11 protein-coding genes and 3 pseudogenes are annotated in these 15,801 nt (G+C 70.9%); 7 read left to right on the top strand and 7 right to left on the bottom strand.

Annotated elements, in window-relative coordinates:
* Positions 1-56: 56 nt before the first annotated feature.
* From ACZ7DL_RS19245 to ACZ7DL_RS19230, 4 genes and pseudogenes are all read right to left on the bottom strand, one after another.
* Positions 57-1,424, bottom strand: coding sequence for an alkaline phosphatase PhoX (locus ACZ7DL_RS19245; protein WP_470775351.1), 1,368 nt, complete (start codon positions 1,422-1,424; stop codon positions 57-59).
* 53 nt (positions 1,425-1,477) lie between these two features.
* Positions 1,478-1,891, bottom strand: a complete 414-nt coding sequence (locus tag ACZ7DL_RS19240) for an outer membrane protein assembly factor BamB family protein (protein ID WP_470775398.1) — start codon at positions 1,889-1,891, stop codon at positions 1,478-1,480.
* A gap of 56 nt (positions 1,892-1,947) precedes the next feature.
* Positions 1,948-1,992 (bottom strand): annotated as a pseudogene (locus tag ACZ7DL_RS19235) (hypothetical protein); the annotation flags it as partial.
* A gap of 457 nt (positions 1,993-2,449) precedes the next feature.
* Positions 2,450-2,698: pseudogene (locus ACZ7DL_RS19230) on the bottom strand (protein kinase domain-containing protein); the annotation flags it as partial.
* A gap of 710 nt (positions 2,699-3,408) precedes the next feature.
* On the opposite strand from ACZ7DL_RS19230, the gene ACZ7DL_RS19225 reads away from it, so the two are divergent.
* From ACZ7DL_RS19225 to ACZ7DL_RS19200, 6 genes are all read left to right on the top strand, one after another.
* Complete coding sequence (locus tag ACZ7DL_RS19225) at positions 3,409-6,003, top strand: Pls/PosA family non-ribosomal peptide synthetase (protein ID WP_470775350.1); 2,595 nt, start codon at positions 3,409-3,411, stop codon at positions 6,001-6,003.
* A gap of 13 nt (positions 6,004-6,016) precedes the next feature.
* The gene (locus ACZ7DL_RS19220; RefSeq protein ID WP_470775349.1) at positions 6,017-9,271 is read left to right on the top strand and encodes a non-ribosomal peptide synthetase; all 3,255 of its coding nucleotides are present in this window, start codon (positions 6,017-6,019) and stop codon (positions 9,269-9,271) included.
* A gap of 41 nt (positions 9,272-9,312) precedes the next feature.
* Positions 9,313-10,317: a TauD/TfdA family dioxygenase gene (locus tag ACZ7DL_RS19215; protein ID WP_470775348.1), complete on the top strand. Its 1,005-nt coding sequence runs from the start codon at positions 9,313-9,315 to the stop codon at positions 10,315-10,317.
* Positions 10,314-11,384 (top strand): 2,3-diaminopropionate biosynthesis protein SbnB, encoded by a 1,071-nt coding sequence (gene sbnB, locus ACZ7DL_RS19210; RefSeq protein WP_470775347.1) that lies wholly within the window; start codon positions 10,314-10,316, stop codon positions 11,382-11,384. Before ACZ7DL_RS19215 ends, sbnB begins: the two co-directional genes overlap by 4 nt.
* A gap of 37 nt (positions 11,385-11,421) precedes the next feature.
* Positions 11,422-12,447 carry a 2,3-diaminopropionate biosynthesis protein SbnA gene (gene sbnA / locus ACZ7DL_RS19205; RefSeq protein ID WP_470775346.1) on the top strand — a complete coding sequence of 342 codons (1,026 nt, stop codon included), beginning with the start codon at positions 11,422-11,424 and terminating at the stop codon, positions 12,445-12,447.
* A 92-nt stretch (positions 12,448-12,539) separates the two neighbouring features.
* Complete coding sequence (locus tag ACZ7DL_RS19200) at positions 12,540-13,070, top strand: DUF6174 domain-containing protein (protein WP_470775345.1); 531 nt, start codon at positions 12,540-12,542, stop codon at positions 13,068-13,070.
* 18 nt (positions 13,071-13,088) lie between these two features.
* Here ACZ7DL_RS19200 and ACZ7DL_RS19195 read toward each other — a convergent pair whose 3' ends face one another.
* Complete coding sequence (locus ACZ7DL_RS19195; RefSeq protein ID WP_470775344.1) at positions 13,089-13,424, bottom strand: hypothetical protein; 336 nt, start codon at positions 13,422-13,424, stop codon at positions 13,089-13,091.
* A gap of 167 nt (positions 13,425-13,591) precedes the next feature.
* Positions 13,592-14,122, bottom strand: a pseudogene (locus ACZ7DL_RS19190) (B3/B4 domain-containing protein); the annotation flags it as partial.
* Positions 14,123-14,592: 470 nt separating this feature from the next.
* On the opposite strand from ACZ7DL_RS19190, the gene ACZ7DL_RS19185 reads away from it, so the two are divergent.
* On the top strand, positions 14,593-15,456 hold the full coding sequence (locus ACZ7DL_RS19185) for an alpha/beta fold hydrolase (RefSeq protein ID WP_470775343.1): 864 nt from the start codon (positions 14,593-14,595) through the stop codon (positions 15,454-15,456).
* A 96-nt stretch (positions 15,457-15,552) separates the two neighbouring features.
* On the opposite strand, the gene ACZ7DL_RS19180 is transcribed toward ACZ7DL_RS19185, so the two are convergent.
* On the bottom strand, positions 15,553-15,729 hold the full coding sequence (locus tag ACZ7DL_RS19180; RefSeq protein WP_470775342.1) for a hypothetical protein: 177 nt from the start codon (positions 15,727-15,729) through the stop codon (positions 15,553-15,555).
* Between the last annotated feature and the right edge of the window lie 72 nt (positions 15,730-15,801).

Below are 15,801 nucleotides of genomic sequence, written 5' to 3'. Positions count from 1 at the left end.
GGCCGGGGTGCGCGTGTCCGAAGCCTCTTCCCGGCTGGGTCACGGCCGCCCGGCGCCTACCTGCGCCACGGGCCGGTCACCGCGAACGTGGTGCCGGGTGTGTAGCAGTTGACGTACATCGTCGCGCCGTCGGGTGAGAACGTGACGCCGGCGAACTCGCCCCACTCGGGGGCCTGCTCCGTCCCGATGTTCTGCCGGCCCCGGGCCATCGCGTACACCTCGCCCCGGCGGGTCACACCGAAGACGTGCTGGGCGCCGTTGCCGTCCTCGCACACCATCAGGCCACCGCTGGGAGCGAGGCAGATGTTGTCCGGGGACTCGCCGGGCAGCTGGACATCGGTGTCCGGGCCGAACACGACGACCAGGGACAGCCGGTGGCGCGCCGGGTCGTAGCGCCAGATCTGGCCGTAGTGGTCGGCCGCGGAGCCGTCCGCGCTGCGGGCGAAGGACGACACGAAGTAGACACAGCCGCCGCCCCAGTAGCAGCCCTCCAGCTTCTGCGCGTGGGTGATGCCTCCGGGACCGTAGTCCTGGAACCGGGTGGGCGTGGAGGCGGCCAGCGGGTCCGGTACGTCCACCCACTCGACGCCGTCGAAGCGGGCGCCGGTCTCCTGGATCGTCGACAGGTCCCGTACGCCGGGCACCCGCATGGCCTGGAGCCGGCCGCCCGCGCGCAGCGAACCGACGCCGCCCAGCGGCTTGTCGGGCAGGAAGCGGTAGAAGAGGCCGAAGGGCTTCTCGAAGGCGTCCTCCGTCTCGTAGACGATGCCGTGGCGCGGGTCGATCGCGATCGCCTCGTGCTGGAAGCGGCCCATCGCGGTCAGCGGGACCGCGCCGGTGCGGTGCGGGTCGCTGGGGTGGACCTCGAAGATGAAGCCGTGGTCCCGGGTGTAGCCGTTGGTGCCCGCCTTGTCCTCGGTCTCCTCGCAGGTCAGCCAGGTACCCCAGGGGGTGCGGCCGCCGGCGCAGTTGACGGCGGTACCGGCGATGGCGACCCGCTCGGACAGCACGCGGTTGTCGGCGTCGAGCGTCAGGGCCGTACAGCCGCCCTTGCCCGCCGGGTCGTAGGTGAGGCCGCTGACGGTCGGGACGGGGATCTTCGCGGTGACACGGTTCTCGTGGTTGCGGACGAGGTGCGTGCGGCCCGCTCTGCCGGCGAAGGCGGCCATGCCGTCGTGGTTGGAGGGTACCGGGCCCTCTCCCGAGCGGAGCTGGTCGCCCTCGCGGGAGAGCACGCGGTAGCGGAAACCTTTCGGCAGGTCGAGCAGGCCGTTCGGGTCGGAGACGAGGGGGCCATAGCCGGTGTGGCCCAGGCCCTGCGCGGCGGCGGTGCCCGCGAAGAGCTCGGAAAGGGCCCCGCTGAAGGCGATACCCGCCCCCAACGCGCTTGCCCTGGCCAGAACCTGACGACGTGTTGCAGACATACGGCACCAAGCCTTCCTGCTGGCGGACAGGAACTGTGACCTTGCTGTGTCTATCACCTGGTGGGGGCCACGGGAACCACGCGCGGAGCACGTGTCACCGACGCCGCGGGTGTCCCGGGAGCGGAAGCTATGGCGCGTTGCCGTCGACGACAGCCGCCAGGGCGTACAGGTTGTGGTCCTGACTGCCCACGTACACGACTCCATCGGCCACCGCAGGCGACGACTGGACCCGTCCCCCCTGTTGCGTAGGCCCATCTCCTGCCGCCGGTGGCCGCGTCCACGGCGTAGACGTGATGATCGAAGCTGCCGATGTACGCGACTCCGCCGGCCACCATCGGTGCCCCTTCGACCCTGCCCCCGGTGTCGTAGGCCCAACGCTTGTTCCCGGTCGCCGCGTCCAGGGCGTACACCCTCTTGTCGGCGCAGCCCACGTACACGGCCTTGCCGGCCTGCGTCGGCGACGACATGACGCGGTCGCCGGTGTCGAAGGCCAACGCTTGTCACCGGTGGCCGCGTCCACCGCGTACACCCTCTTGCTGCTGCCGAAACACACCACCCCGCCGGCCACCGTCGGCGACGAGGTGACCGCGGCTTTGGTGGGGTAGCGCCATCGGAGCCGCCGGTCGGGGCGGGGGCTGCCGCCCTTGCCGTCGCCGGTGCCGTCGCCCTCGAACAGAGTGAAGCCCGCGGCGGCGATGCCGGCGGCGGCGCCGACGCCGAGCCACAGCGCTGTGCGGCGGCTGATGCGCCCCGCCGGCGTCGCCGTGCCGGGGGCCGGTTCCGGCACGCGCACCGGCGTCCGGCCGGGACGGGCGCCGGTCACCGTGTCCGCGCCGGGACCGGCGGCGGCCCCGCTGCCCGTCCCTGGGACCGGCGACGGTGAGCGGGGCGGTGACGGTCTTCGTGTCCGCTCCGGCCGGGCCCGGTCCGGCGCCGGGCGCCACGGTTGCGGTGGAGAGCTCGCGGAGCGTGCCGATGATCTTGCTGGACTTGTGCGTGGACGCCATGTACCGGGCGATGCCGAAGTCCAGGATCTTGATCCGCTCGTCCTGGGTGAGCATGAGGTTCGCCGGTTTCAGGTCCCGGTGGACCACCCCGGCCAGATGGGCGGCCCGGAGCGCCGCGGCGGTCTGTACCGCCCAGTCCACGGCAGTGGGCACCTGCGGTACGCCGTCCTCGCGGAGCACCGTGTCCGGGTCCCGCCCGGTGAGGAACTCCATCACGAGGTAGAGGGTGCCGTCGTCGGGGTCCCGACCCAGGTCGAAGATCGTCACCACGCCCGCGTGGTTCAGCGCGCCGGCGGTTCGGGCCTCGCGGAAGAACAGCTCCGCGCCGGGTCGTCCCGCCGGTCGTGCGGCAGCAGCTTGACCGCGACTCGGCGCTCGATCACATGGTCACGGCCCTCCCAGACCTCCCCCAGACCTCCCCGGCCGACAAAGGCGACCAGCTCGTCGTATCGGCCGCCCACCACCCGCGAAGCCATCCGCACCCCCGTCCGGACGCGTGCCCAGCCGCACGCGCCGCATCGCACCCGCCCCTGCGGGGCGACCCCGACGATCCCACACCGGCCCCCGGCGCACCGACGCCAGGACGGAATCGGCGGTCGGCTCGGAACGAACCGGAGGTCCCTTCACCCGGCTGGGCCAGTGGGCGGATCCCCGGTCCGCCGCACCGGGACTCCGAGCGCGCGAGACGGTGACCGAGACCGCGCGGCCGGCCGCCGCCCGACACGCACCCGCGTGCATCGAGAGGGGCCGCGGAGGGCCCCGGCCCGCGTGCGAGGGCCCCCGATGGGGTGAACCGTGGCGGACCACGGCCCGGCGCGGAATCCAGGGGAAATCGGCCCTTCGCGCACTTCTCAGGCGTGTGGAGATCGATTTGAAAGTGGCAGCCTCTTGTCCGCCTGTCCACACTGAAACCGGCGGTTCTTGATCAGTCATGAGCGGGTCGGCCGTGGGCGATCCACACGTCATCAGGAGATCGAATGGTGGAGCAGTCCTCCGAGGTCCCCACATCCGGGCCGGACGAACCTGCCGTCACCACGAGCGAAACCGGGCCGGCCGGGACGGAGACCGAGCGGAAACTCGCGGAAGCACTGGCCGAGGTCACCGGCGCCGAACACGTTCCGGTCGACAGTCACTTCTTCACCGATCTCGGCACCAACTCCCTGGTGATGGCCCAGTTCTGCGCACGGCTGAGGAAAGCACCGGACCTGCCGTCCCCCTCGATGCGGGACATCTACCGGCATCCCACGATCCGCAGCCTGACGACGGCACTCGCGCAGGCCGCTCCCGCTGCCCCTCCCGCCGATCCGGCCGGCTCCCCGACGGTGCAGGAGCCCATCGGCTCCCCGGCCGCGGTGACACCCGCGAGCCGGCGGAACCAGCTGCTGTGCGGAACATTCCAGCTGCTGATCTTCCTGGCATACTCCCTCGCCTCCGGGTTCCTCACGGCCGGAGGTTACGAGTGGGTCGCCGGCGGTTCCGGCCTGGTCGACATCTATCTGCGGTCGCTTCTGTTCGGGGGCCTCGGGTTCGTCGCTCTGTGCGCATTCCCGGTGCTCGCGAAATGGCTTCTGGTCGGCCGGTGGAAACCTGGCGAATTCCCCGTCTGGGGCCTGGCGTACTTGCGTTTCTGGCTCGTCAAGGTGCTGCTCCACGCGAATCCGATGGTGTTCCTCGTCGGAACTCCGCTGTATGTGCTGTACCTGAGGGCCCTCGGCGCACGGATCGGCAAGGGAGTCACGATCCTGACCCGCACCGTCCCGGTCTGCACCGACCTGCTGTCCATCGGCGCCGGCACGGTGGTCCGCAAAGAGGCGTTCCTCCTGGGCTACCGGGCCTGCGCGGGCCGCATCCAGACGGGCCGGGTCACGCTCGGCCGGGACGTGTTCATCGGCGAGAAGACCGTCCTGGACATCGACACCTCGATGGGCGACGGCGCACAGCTGGGCCATTCCTCCGCCCTCCACCGCGGCCAGGCCGTCCCGGACGGTGAGCACTGGCACGGATCCCCGGCGGAACCCACGCGGATCGACTACCTCCGGGTCGCGCCGGCCAGGTGCGGCACCGCGCGCCGGGCCTGGTTCGGCCTCGTCACCCTTGTCCAGCTGGTCTGCCTCTACCTCCCGCTCGCCGTCGGCGGGATGTACATGCTGTTCACCGAGGTGCCGGCGATCGGCAAGCGGCTCGATCCGCAGACGGCCGTGCTGACCCGGCCGGAACTGATACCCGACGCGCTGGCCGTCTCGCTCGCCCTGTTCTTCGGCTTCGTCGTCGTGGGCGGCGTCGCCCTGTACGCCGTGCCGCGTCTGGTGCGCCTGATCGTCCGGGCCGACCGGGTCTATCCGCTGTACGGGCTCCACTACACGCTGCACCGGCTGACGGCCCGCATGACGAACGTCAAGTTCTTCGCCTGGCTGTTCGGAGACAGCTCGTACATCGTGCATTATCTCCGCGCTCTCGGCTACGACTTGTCGCGGGTCGAGCAGACCGGCTCGAACTTCGGCACCGAAATGCAGCACGAGACGCCTTTCCTGGTCACGGTCGGCAGCGGAACGATGGTGGCCGACGGCCTCTCGCTGATCAATGCCGACTATTCCAGTACGTCTTTCCGGCTGTCGCATGTGTCGATCGGGCCGCGCAACTTCCTGGGCAACAACATCGCCTATCCAGTGGGCGGCCGGACAGGAGACAACTGCCTCCTCGCGACCAAGGTGATGGTGCCGCTCGACGGTGAGGTCCGTGAGGGTGTGGGGCTCCTCGGTTCGCCGTGCTTCGAGATTCCGCGCTCGGTGGACCGGGACGCACGCTTCGACCATCTCCGTAAAGGCGCGGAACTGCGCCGCCACCTCGCCGCGAAGAACCGTTACAACCTGCTCTCGATGGCGTGCATGCTGTTCGTGCGCTGGCTGCACGTCTTCGTGCTCACGCTGCTCGCACTCGTCTCCGTGGACCTGTACGGCCTGGTCGGCCACGTGGTCATCGGCGTCTTTCTGGCACTGACGCTCGTGTTCTCCACCGCGTACTACATCCTGGTGGAGCGCTTCATGACGTCGTTCCGCGGGCTGCGTCCCCAGCTGTGCTCCATCTACGACCGGACCTTCTGGTTGCACGAACGCCTGTGGAAGGTTCCGACCCAGTACCTGAACGTCTACAACGGCACCCCTTTCAAAAGCCTCGCCTGGCGGATGCTGGGAGTACGCATGGGCAAGAGGGTGTTCGACGACGGTTGTTTCGTGACCGAACGGACCCTCGCCACCATCGGCGACGAGTGCACCCTCAACGCCGGAAGCAAGATCCAGTGCCACTCGCAGGAGGACGGCACCTTCAAGTCCGACCGGATCACGCTCGGCGCCGGCTGCACGCTGGGCGTCGCCGCCCATGTGCACTACGGCGTGACCATGGGCGACGGCTCGATGCTGGCAGCCGACTCCTTCCTCATGAAGGGCGAGGAAGTCCCCACGAACGCCCACTGGGGTGGCAATCCGGCCGTGGACATGCCCGAGAGCGGGAGCCGGTCCGGCGGCACGGGCCGGGGCAGGGAAGCGACCGACGCCACTGCGGCCGCCACGAGTTGAGGAAGGCCATTCGATGGGAACGCGCGTGGAAGCGGACCGGGAGTTCTGGAGCCGTGTGCTGACCGCAGGCGGTGGCACGGTGGTGCCGCGGTGGGCTCGGGAGCCCGTTCCGGGTGCGCTCGAACAGGAGGCGGTGGTCCCGGACGACGTGGCGGCCTCGGTACGCGGGCTGGTGCGGCGGTCCCATCTGCCGGTCAGCGCGCTGCTGCTGGCGGCGCATGCCAAGGTGCTGGCCGCGCTGTCCGGCGAGCCGGAGGTGGTGACGGGCTACACCGCCGGAGTGCGAGGCGAGCCGCTGCCGTGCCGCCTGACCGTGGCGCCGGGCTCCTGGCGGGCACTGGTGTCGGCCGCCGAGCGCACCGAGGCGGAGGTGCTGGCCCACCGCGAGTTCCCGGTGGCGAAGCTGGCCCGGGAACTGGGGATGACCGAACCGTCGTACGAGGTCGTGTTCGGGCCCATGGGTGTCGAGGAGGACCACGCCGACGACGGCGTCCTGCATGTGCGCTGGGGCGAGCGGGGCGGGCGGCTGGTGCTGCGCCTGCGGTACCGCACGGACGTGCTGGACGCCGAGAGCGCGGCCCGTATCGGCGGCTACCACCTGAAGGCGCTCGGTCTGATGGCGGCCGGCCTGGACACCGACCACACGCAGCGGAGTCTGCTGTCGGCCGAGGAGACGCGCGAGCAGCTGGACGGGCTGGCGGGACCCCGTCGGCCGCTGCCGGACGCACGCGCACACGAACTCTTCGAAGAGCGGGTACGGGCGCATCCGCAGGCGGTGGCCGCGGTGCACGGGGCGCGCGAGTGGACGTACGGAGAGCTCAACGCGCGCGCCAACCGGTTGGCCCGGGCGCTGCTGGCGCGCGGGGTGGGCCGGGAGGACGTGGTCGCCGTCGTCACCGAACGCAACCTCGACTGGCTGGCGGCGACGCTGGCCGTGTTCAAGGCGGGCGGCGCCTACCTGCCGATCGAACCGCACTTTCCGGCCGGCCGTATCGCGGCGACGCTGGCCCGGGCCGGGTGCCGGCTGGTCCTCACCGAGTCCGGCAGCACCGAGACCCTGGACGAGGCGCTGGCCACCGTGGCGGGAGCCGGGAAGCTGCTGGTCGAGACGGCGTACGCGGAGCCGCATGCCGACGGTGACCTCGGCGTGCGGGTCGACGCCGGCCAGCTCGCCTACATCTACTTCACCTCCGGCTCAACCGGTGAGCCGAAGGGGGCGATGTGCGAGCACGCGGGCATGCTCAACCACCTCCACGCCAAGATCGACGACCTGGGGATCGGCGAGGGATCCGTGGTGGCGCAGACGGCCCCGCAGTGCTTCGACATCTCGCTCTGGCAGCTGGTGTCCGCGCTGCTCGTCGGCGGGCGCACCCTGCTGGTCGGCCAGGACGTGGTCGTGGACGTGGAGCGGTTCCTCGACACGCTGGCACGCGGCCGGGTCGCCGTGGCCCAGGTCGTGCCCTCCTATCTGGAGGTGGTGGTCTCGTACCTGGAACAGCACCCCCGCGCCCTGCCGGATCTGCGGTGTGTGTCGGTGACGGGTGAGGCGTTGAAACGGGAGCTGGTGCAGCGCTGGTTCGCCGTCCAGCCGGGGATCAAGCTGCTCAACGCCTATGGGCTGACGGAGACCTCGGACGACACCAACCACGAGCTCCTGGACGGCGTGCCCGACCGTGTCCTGCTGGGACGTGCGGTCAACAACGTGCACGTCTACGTCGTGGACGAGCATCTGTCGCTGGTGCCGCTGGGGGCCCCGGGGCTGATCGCGTTCTCCGGTGTCTGCGTGGGCCGGGGATACGTCAACGATCCCGAGCGGACCCGTGAGGCGTACCGGACGGACCCGTACCGGCCCGGTGAGCGGCTCTACCTGGGCGGTGACTGGGGCCGTTGGCACCCGGGCGGCAAACTGGAGTTCCTCGGCCGCCGGGACAACCAGGTCAAGATCCGCGGCTTCCGGATCGAGATCGGTGAGATCGAGAACACCCTGCTGCGGGTGGACGGGGTACGGGACGGTGCGGTGGTCGTCGTGGAGCGGGGCGGCGGGAACACGCATCTGATCGCCTTCCACACCGGCAGGCGTCATGAGCCGGACGTGCTGCGTGAGGCGCTCGCGGCGGCGCTGCCCCCCTACATGGTCCCGTCGGCCTTCCACTGGCAGGACAGCCTTCCGCTCACCGCCAACGGCAAGGTCGACCGGAAGGCCCTGACCGCGCTGGCCGAACAGACGGCGCGGGCCGCCGAACCGGACGGAACGGAACCGGACGCGCTCAGCCCGGCCGAGCGACGTCTGGCGGCACTCTGGGCCGAGCTGCTGGGCGTGCCCGAGCACCGGATCGGCCGGACGGACCACTTCTTCGACTCCGGCGGCACCTCACTGTCGGCCGTCAAGCTCAGCATCGCGCTCGACCGCGCGGTGTCCCTGAAGGACATCACCCGGCATCCGGTGCTCGCCGATCTCGCCGCCCTCCTCGACGGCGCCACCCGGCAGCGACCGGAGCTGCTCCAGCCCCTGTCGGAAGCGGGCGGGGCCCCGGAGTGCGCCCTGGTGTGCTTCCCCTACGCGGGCGGCAACGCGGTCAACTACCGGCCGATGGCGAGCGCGCTGGCGGGCACCGGCCTGGCGGTCCTCGCGGTGGACCTGCCCGGCCACGATCTCGCCGCCCACCGCGAGCCGTTCGCGTCGATCGCGGACGTGGCCGCGCAGGTCGCCGACGAGATCACCGCGCGCGGCCTGACGCGGGTCATGCTGTGGGGCCACTCGTCGGGCGCCGCACCGGCCGTGGAGACGGCCCGGACGCTGCAGGAGCGGGGCGTGCGGGTGACCCGGGTGTTCCTCGGCGCGCAACTGCTCGGCACCGCCGCCGACCGGGATGCGGCCATCGATGAACTGACGAGCCGAAGCGACGCGGAGATCGCCGCACAGCTGACCGCGGACAGCGGCTACACCGAGCTCGCCGAACTCGACGAACCGCACGCCGAGCACATCGGCGCCGCCTACCGCCACGACTGTGTGTCCGCCCATCGGTATTTCCGGGCGGTCCTGGAAGCCCCGCCGCCGGTGAAGCTGTCCGCGCCGGTCTCGGTGGTCGTCGCCGCGGACGACCCGCACACGGCCGGCTACGCCGGCCACCACCGCGACTGGCTGCTCCTGGCCGAGCACGTCGATCTGCACGAGCTGGCCGACGGGGGCCACTACTTCCTCCGCACCCGCCCGGCCGAGGCAGCGCGGGCCGTCCTGAGTACGGCCGTCCCCCTGGCCTCCACCTGAGGCCCGTACACCACCAGACGGGCGAGCGAAAGGAAACCGAGATGCCGTCCTCATCCCTGGCAGCACCGCTCGATGTCGAGCTGCGGCCGGACAGACCGGCGATCCTGCGCGTCGATCCACCGGATGACCCCGCGCGCTGGGCCGCCGTGTACCGGGAGGCGCTGCGTGCGCAGGTCACCGAGCACGGGGCGCTGCTCGTCCGCGGCCTCGGCCTGAAGGACGCGGACCAGGTCGGCGCCGTCTTCGCGGGGCTGGCCGGTGCGCTCGTGACGGAGCGGGAGGCGTTCGCTCCCCGTGAGGCCCTCGGCCCGGGGCTGTATGCGTCGACACCCTGGCCGGACAACCAGCCGATGTGCATGCACCACGAGCTGAGTTATCGGCTGGAGGTGCCCGGCCTGATGCTGTTCGCGTGTCTGACCGAGCCCGAGCAGGCAGGGGCGACGGCGGTGGCCGACGCCGAGCAGGTCCTCAAGGCCCTGCCCGCCGAGGTGACGGAACGGTTCGAGCGCGACGGCTGGCTGCTGAGCCGCGCCTACAACGACGAGATCGGGGCGTCCCTGGCCGAGTCGTTCGGCACCGACGACCGCGCCGCGATCGAGGAGTACTGCCGTGGCCACGCCATCGAGTTCACCTGGCACGCCGACGGCTCCCTGCGCACCGAGCAGCGCCGCGGCGCCGTCGTACGGCATCCGGTCACGGGCCGGCGCTGCTGGTTCAACCAGATCGCCTTCCTCAACGAGTGGACGCTGGCCCCGGAGGTGCGCGAGTACCTGGTGGACGAGTACGGCCAGGACGGCCTGCCGTTCAACACGCGCTACGGCGACGGCAGCCCGATCGGCGAGGACGTCGTCCAGCTCATCAACGCCACCTACGAGGAGCACACCCGGCGCGAGCCCTGGCGGGCCGGTGACCTGATGCTCGTGGACAACATCCGCACCGCGCACAGCAGAGAGCCCTTCACCGGGGAGCGGCGGGTGCTGGTCGGCATGGCGGAGCCGCAGCGGCCGGCCGACGGCGGCCCGGCCCGGGAGGCGAGCCGGCGATGAACCACATGGTGTCCACCGCCCCGCAGCCGTCCATGCCCCACCCGGCGCCGGAGCCCACCTTCGCGGTGATCTCCGGCAAGCAGGTGCGGGAGACGCTCGGCGGGCGCGAGAAGGAGCTCGTGGAGGTGGTCGAGGCCGCCTACCGGCTGCACGGTGCCGGGGACTCGGTCAACCCACCGTCGTACTTCCTGCGCTTCCCCGACCGCCCGACGGCGCGGATCATCGCGCTGCCCGCCTCGCTGGGCGGCTCGACGCGGGTGGACGGCGTGAAGTGGATCTCCAGCTTTCCGGACAACGTGCGAGCCGGGCTGCCCCGGGCCTCCGCGGTGCTGATCCTCAACGACCACGAGACGGGCTACCCCTTCGCCTGCCTGGAGAGCTCCGTCATCAGCGCGACGAGGACCGCGGCGTCCGCGGCGCTGGCGGCCGACCGGCTCAGCCGCGGCCGAGTGCGCCCCAGCCGTGTCGGGTTCTTCGGCACGGGCCTGATCGCCCGTTATGTGCACACCTTCCTGGCCGGCACCGGCTGGGCCTTCGACACGATCGGCGTGCACGACCTGTCCGCCGACAGCGCCGCGGGCTTCTGCGGCTACCTGCGGCGCTCCGGCGCCACCGGACGGATCACCGTCCACGACAGCGCCGAGGACCTGGTCGGCTCCAGCGACCTCGTGGTCTTCGCCACCGTCGCGGGCCGGCCGCACGTCACGGCCCCCGGCTGGTTCGCCCACAACCCGCTGGTGCTGCACCTCTCGCTGCGCGATCTCGCCCCCGAGGTCCTGCTCGCCTCGGCCAACTTCGTCGACGACGTCGAGCACTGCCTCCAGGCGGACACCTCGCCCCACCTGGTGGAGCAGCACACCGGCAACCGTGACTTCCTCAACGGAACCCTCAACGACGTGATGCTCGGACGGGCCGCCGCACCCCACGACCGCCCGGTGATCTTCTCGCCCTTCGGCCTCGGCGTCCTCGACCTGGCCGTCGGCGCGTACGTCTACGACCAGGTGGCCCGGGCGGGCGAACTCCGCCTCATAGACGACTTCTTCCACGACCTGCGCCGGTACGGCTGAGGCCGTAGCCCTCGGCCCTGGCATCAGGAGGCCTGCCGTGCCCGTCATCTCCGCTCCTCACGACTTCAACGAAGGAAGCCTCTTCGTCGATCTGGAGGCGATCTTCGGATGTCGCCTCTTCCTCAAGTGCGAGGGCTTCAACTTCGCCGGCTCCATCAAGCTGAAGGCCGCGAAGGAGATGGTGGAGAGCGCCGAGCGGGAGGGAAACCTGAGGCCGGATTCCATCCTCGTCGAGTCCTCGTCCGGCAATCTGGGCGTCGCGCTCAGCATGATCGCCGCGAGCAAGGGTTACCCGTTCCTGTGCGTGACGGACTCCCGGTGCAACCTGTCGACCAGGCTGCTGATGGAGGCCCTCGGCAGCCAGGTGCACGTCGTGGCCGACCTGGACTCCAACGGCGGTTTCCTGGGCACGCGCATAGAGTACGTCCGCGAGCTGTGCGCGTCCGACGACCGGTACGTGTGGCTCAGCCAGTACACCAACGCGGGCAACTGGCGGGCGCACTACCGTACGACCGCGCCGGAGATCGCCGCTCACTTCCCGCGGCTGGACGTGCTGTTCATCGGGACGGGCACCGCCGGGACCCTGATGGGCTGCGCGCGCTACTTCCGCAAGTGGCACCGGCCGGTGCGGATCGTCGCCGTGGACAGTGTGGGCTCGGTGGCCTTCGGCGGCGAACCGGGCCGCCGGATGATTCCCGGCCTGGGCATGAGCATGCGTCCCCCGCTGCTCGACGAGTCGTACGTGGACGAGGTGATCCGGGTGGAGGAGGCGGACACCATCCGCACCTGTCACCGCATGGCCCGACGGGGCTACCTGTTCGGCGGCTCCACGGGGACGGTGGTCAGCGCCGCGACGGACTGGCTGGCACGGCATGGCACACGGCACCTCACCGCGGTCGCCATCGCACCCGATCTCGGGGAGCGCTACCTCGACACCATCTACCAGACCAACTGGCTGCTGGACCTGTACGGCGACCAGCTGCTCGACTCCGGCGAGCTGAACACCGCGCGCTGGGACGAGAACTCCACGACCCGGGCGCCGGGCCGCCGCCGCAGACAGTAGCCGCCCGGAGCCGGCGGGGCCTCGTCGGCCGGCACGACGAACGTTTTCGCATCCACCGGCGTCACAGTGGTGACCTACTCGAAGGGGCCACCATGATTGCCGGACTCTCCCGTGCTCGTGTCCTGTCCGCCGTCGCACTGACGGGCACCGTGCTGTGCCTCACCACCGCGTGCGGCAGCCAGAGTTCACCTTCCGCCCGGACCGCGGAGGGGGTGCGGCCCAAGAACACCGCGGTGCGGTCCGCAGCGGCCTGGAAGGAACCCGCCTCCTACTCCTACACGCTGACGTCGACCTCACAGGTCCTGGCGGGCGCCTTCCGGATCGAGGTCCGCAAGGGCAAGGTGACGAAGGTGGTCGGGCTGGACGAGGACAGCCGGCGGCAGGCACGGGAGCTGCGCGCCCAGATGCCCACCATCGGCGACCTGTTGAAGAAGCTGGAGCAGGCCCGCGGTGACCACGCGGAGACCGCGGAGGCGACGTACGCGGCCGACGGGCATCCCGTGCGGATCTCACTGGACTGGAGCAGGAACGCCGTCGACGACGAGGCTCTCTACGTCGTCAGCGCCTACCGCCCGGCCGGCGCCGGCCGGGCCGTTGCGCCGGCGCCGGCGGACCGCTGGTGAAGGGCCGGCTCGGAGCCATCACTCCGGGTGGGTCACCGCGTCCTTCTGCAGCTGAACAGCCGCCAGCAGGCTGAGTTTCGGCTCCGCCTGGCGTAATGCCTTCAGCGCCTCGATCGAGGAGATGTCCCCGGTGAAGCCGACGGTGGCCAGGCGGGAACGGACCCAGTCGGCTCGCACCTGGGATTCGGTGGCGGCGGCCGTGGACTCCACGAGCGCGGCGGCGCGTTCGAGGCCCGGGCGTTCCTCGGGCGAAGCCTCGGCCAGCGCCTGCCGCAGTGCCGCTGTGACCAGGTCCGCGTCCCGGATGAGCAGTACGGAGTCGGTTTTCCTGGTCAGTCCTGTGATCGTTTTCATGTTGATCACTATGACCGTCATGTCCACCCGCCGCCAAGCGACTTGAGCAGTCTCAGAGACTCGGCCCGGCGGCACCTGGCCTCCGGCTGCGCCGCAACACCGGAGCTGTCCCCGCCCGAAACGCGGCCGACGGGCCGCAGGGGACGGGCCGCGCGGACGGCTTCGGGTCAGATGCTCGCGTGGGGATGAGCGGGGCCGAGGTGGTACACCGCCGTCTGCTCGGCGTGCGGGACGATCAGACCCTGCAGCTCGTCCGCCGCCAGCTTGACGAGGTGGCCGTCGCGGGTCGCGTGGACGGTCTCGAGGATGAAGGCGACGTGGGCGGAGTCCTCGGTGACGCGGGTGCGGTGGGCGTCGCTGTGGTTCCAGTGGCGGGTCAGGACGCCGGTGGTGTCGGCGTAGATGATCTCGCCCGGCTTGGGGTGCTCGACGCTGCCGGGTTCGCCGAGCGGGGTGAACTCCTCGCTGCCGTCGGCGTGGCGGATGGCGACGTCGCCGGTGACCTGGTCGAGGCCGAAGGCGCCCGCGGGCAGGCCGTGGTGGACGGAGACGGCGTTGTAGGAGTCGACGGCCGGGTTGATCCGCGGCAGGGTGCCCTGCTTGGCGAGGCGGCGGCCGAGGGCGTCCACGCTGGGGCGGATGCGGCGCGGGTTCGTGCCGAAGGCACGGTAGGCGGTGTGCCATGCCGGAGCGGGCGGTCAGGGGGCGTCTCTTCGATCTTCGGCGGCAGAGGGTGCAGTCGAGCTTCCCGATCGCCGTCGCCCGGGTTCCACCGATCTCGCACCGGACTTCCCACGAACGGGGACCTGATGGAAACGCTCCCCGCACAACAACGGTGACGAGAAGGCCCGTCCACCGAAGCCGAAGCCGAAGTCGACGTCGTGCGGGGGCGGGTGGCGACGTGCACAAGCGAAGAGTTCGTCCGAGTAGTGCGGTGATCTTTCACTGAGTACTGTGAACCATCGAACAGCGGGGCAGCCGTTCGTAGGCCGCCCTCGTGACTCCGCGCCTGGCCGCTGGCGCTTGCCATGCACGAAGACGTTCTCTGCGGCGGGGGCGGTGCGCCGCAGGACGACGACTCGCTCCTCGGCCGCGAGGTGGTTCGCGGCATCGGAACGGGCGACGCGCGTGCCACCGACGCCGCGGAGGTCAGAAAGTGAGCAGATAGATGCAACCGACGTTCGTACTGGTTCACGGAGCTTTCGCCAACTCCTTCTCCTTCGCACCGCTCCAAGCCGAACTCGGCCTCCTCGGGCACCGCTCCGTCGCCGTCGACCTTCCGGGGCACGGGTTCGCCGCGACGTACCCGCACGCCTACCAGGCGCCGCAGGACCTCGAAGGGCTCGCCACCGCGCCCGGGGCCATCAAGGGCGTCACACTCGCCGACAACGCCGCGCACCTCGTCGGGATACTGGAGCGGGCCAAGCGGAACGGGCCCGTCATCCTCGTCTCCCACAGCCGCGGCGGCATGACGGCCACCGTCGCGGCCAACCAGCGGCCCGACCTGATCGACCGCATCGTCTACGTCTCCGCCTGGTGCCCCGTCAACCTCGACGTCAGCGCCTACTACGCCGAGCCCGAGATGGCCACGGTCGACGCCACAGGGCTGGCATCGGCGATGGTCGGGAACCCTGCAGAGCTCGGGCTGCTGCGCTCCAACTTTCGCACCGCCGACCCCGGCGTCCTCGCGGCCTTCAAGGCGGCTTTCCTCGCCGACGGGACGGACGAGGAGTTCATGGTTTTCCTCAACACCTTCCAGCCCGACGAGAACCTCGACGTCGGCACACCCGAAGACCGGGCGCAGGCCGACACCTGGGGGCGGATCCCCAAGACGTACGTCCGGCTGACCGAAGACACCAGCGTGCCGCTCGCCATGCAGGACCGGATGATCCGCGAGGGCGACGCGCTGACGCCGGAGAACCCCTACGACGTCCGTACGCTCACCAGCAGCCACCTGAAGTGGCTGGTCGACCCGGCACCAGCGGCCCGAGTCCTGGGTGAAATCGCTGCGCTCTCGCCTGCCGAATCGTGATCGGAACCAGATGATGGAGAGCAGCGACGGGGGCAGCGCGGAGGTTCTCCCGGGCGCCGTCGGCCGACCACAGCAAATGCCGCTTGTGGACCGTCTTCACGGCCCGAAGCGTTCGGGCAGCCCACGCCTCTGCACGCCGGTGCCGAGCCGGTGGACGATCCCGTTGATCACTGCCGGTGATCCCGCCGGCGGCCGCATCGGGTGGTTGCTCGCCGGCGGCAGCGGCTTCAGCACGGCGAGCCACGGCCTGGTCCACGCCGGGCGGTCGGGCATGGCCCGATGCAGAAGACGAACGCCTCGTCACCCCGGCCCCCTCGGGGGTGCTCAGGACACGCCCGGACCGCG

The organism is Streptomyces sp. NPDC036984, from assembly GCF_055607665.1.
Note: the sequence above shows the minus strand (reverse complement) of the source record. Positions and strands in the feature narration are given on the sequence as shown.

Bases quoted from the DNA above. Each gene is read 5' to 3' on its own strand.
- ACZ7DL_RS19245 (WP_470775351.1), bottom strand. From the start codon at position 1,424: ATGTCTGCAACACGTCGTCAGGTTCTGGCCAGGGCAAGCGCGTTGGGG.
- ACZ7DL_RS19240 (WP_470775398.1), bottom strand. From the start codon at position 1,891: ATGTCGTCGCCGACGCAGGCCGGCAAGGCCGTGTACGTGGGCTGCGCC.
- ACZ7DL_RS19225 (WP_470775350.1), top strand. From the start codon at position 3,409: ATGGTGGAGCAGTCCTCCGAGGTCCCCACATCCGGGCCGGACGAACCT.
- ACZ7DL_RS19220 (WP_470775349.1), top strand. From the start codon at position 6,017: ATGGGAACGCGCGTGGAAGCGGACCGGGAGTTCTGGAGCCGTGTGCTG.
- ACZ7DL_RS19215 (WP_470775348.1), top strand. From the start codon at position 9,313: ATGCCGTCCTCATCCCTGGCAGCACCGCTCGATGTCGAGCTGCGGCCG.
- sbnB (WP_470775347.1), top strand. From the start codon at position 10,314: ATGAACCACATGGTGTCCACCGCCCCGCAGCCGTCCATGCCCCACCCG.
- ACZ7DL_RS19200 (WP_470775345.1), top strand. From the start codon at position 12,540: ATGATTGCCGGACTCTCCCGTGCTCGTGTCCTGTCCGCCGTCGCACTG.
- ACZ7DL_RS19195 (WP_470775344.1), bottom strand. From the start codon at position 13,424: ATGAAAACGATCACAGGACTGACCAGGAAAACCGACTCCGTACTGCTC.
- ACZ7DL_RS19185 (WP_470775343.1), top strand. From the start codon at position 14,593: ATGCAACCGACGTTCGTACTGGTTCACGGAGCTTTCGCCAACTCCTTC.
- ACZ7DL_RS19180 (WP_470775342.1), bottom strand. From the start codon at position 15,729: ATGCCCGACCGCCCGGCGTGGACCAGGCCGTGGCTCGCCGTGCTGAAG.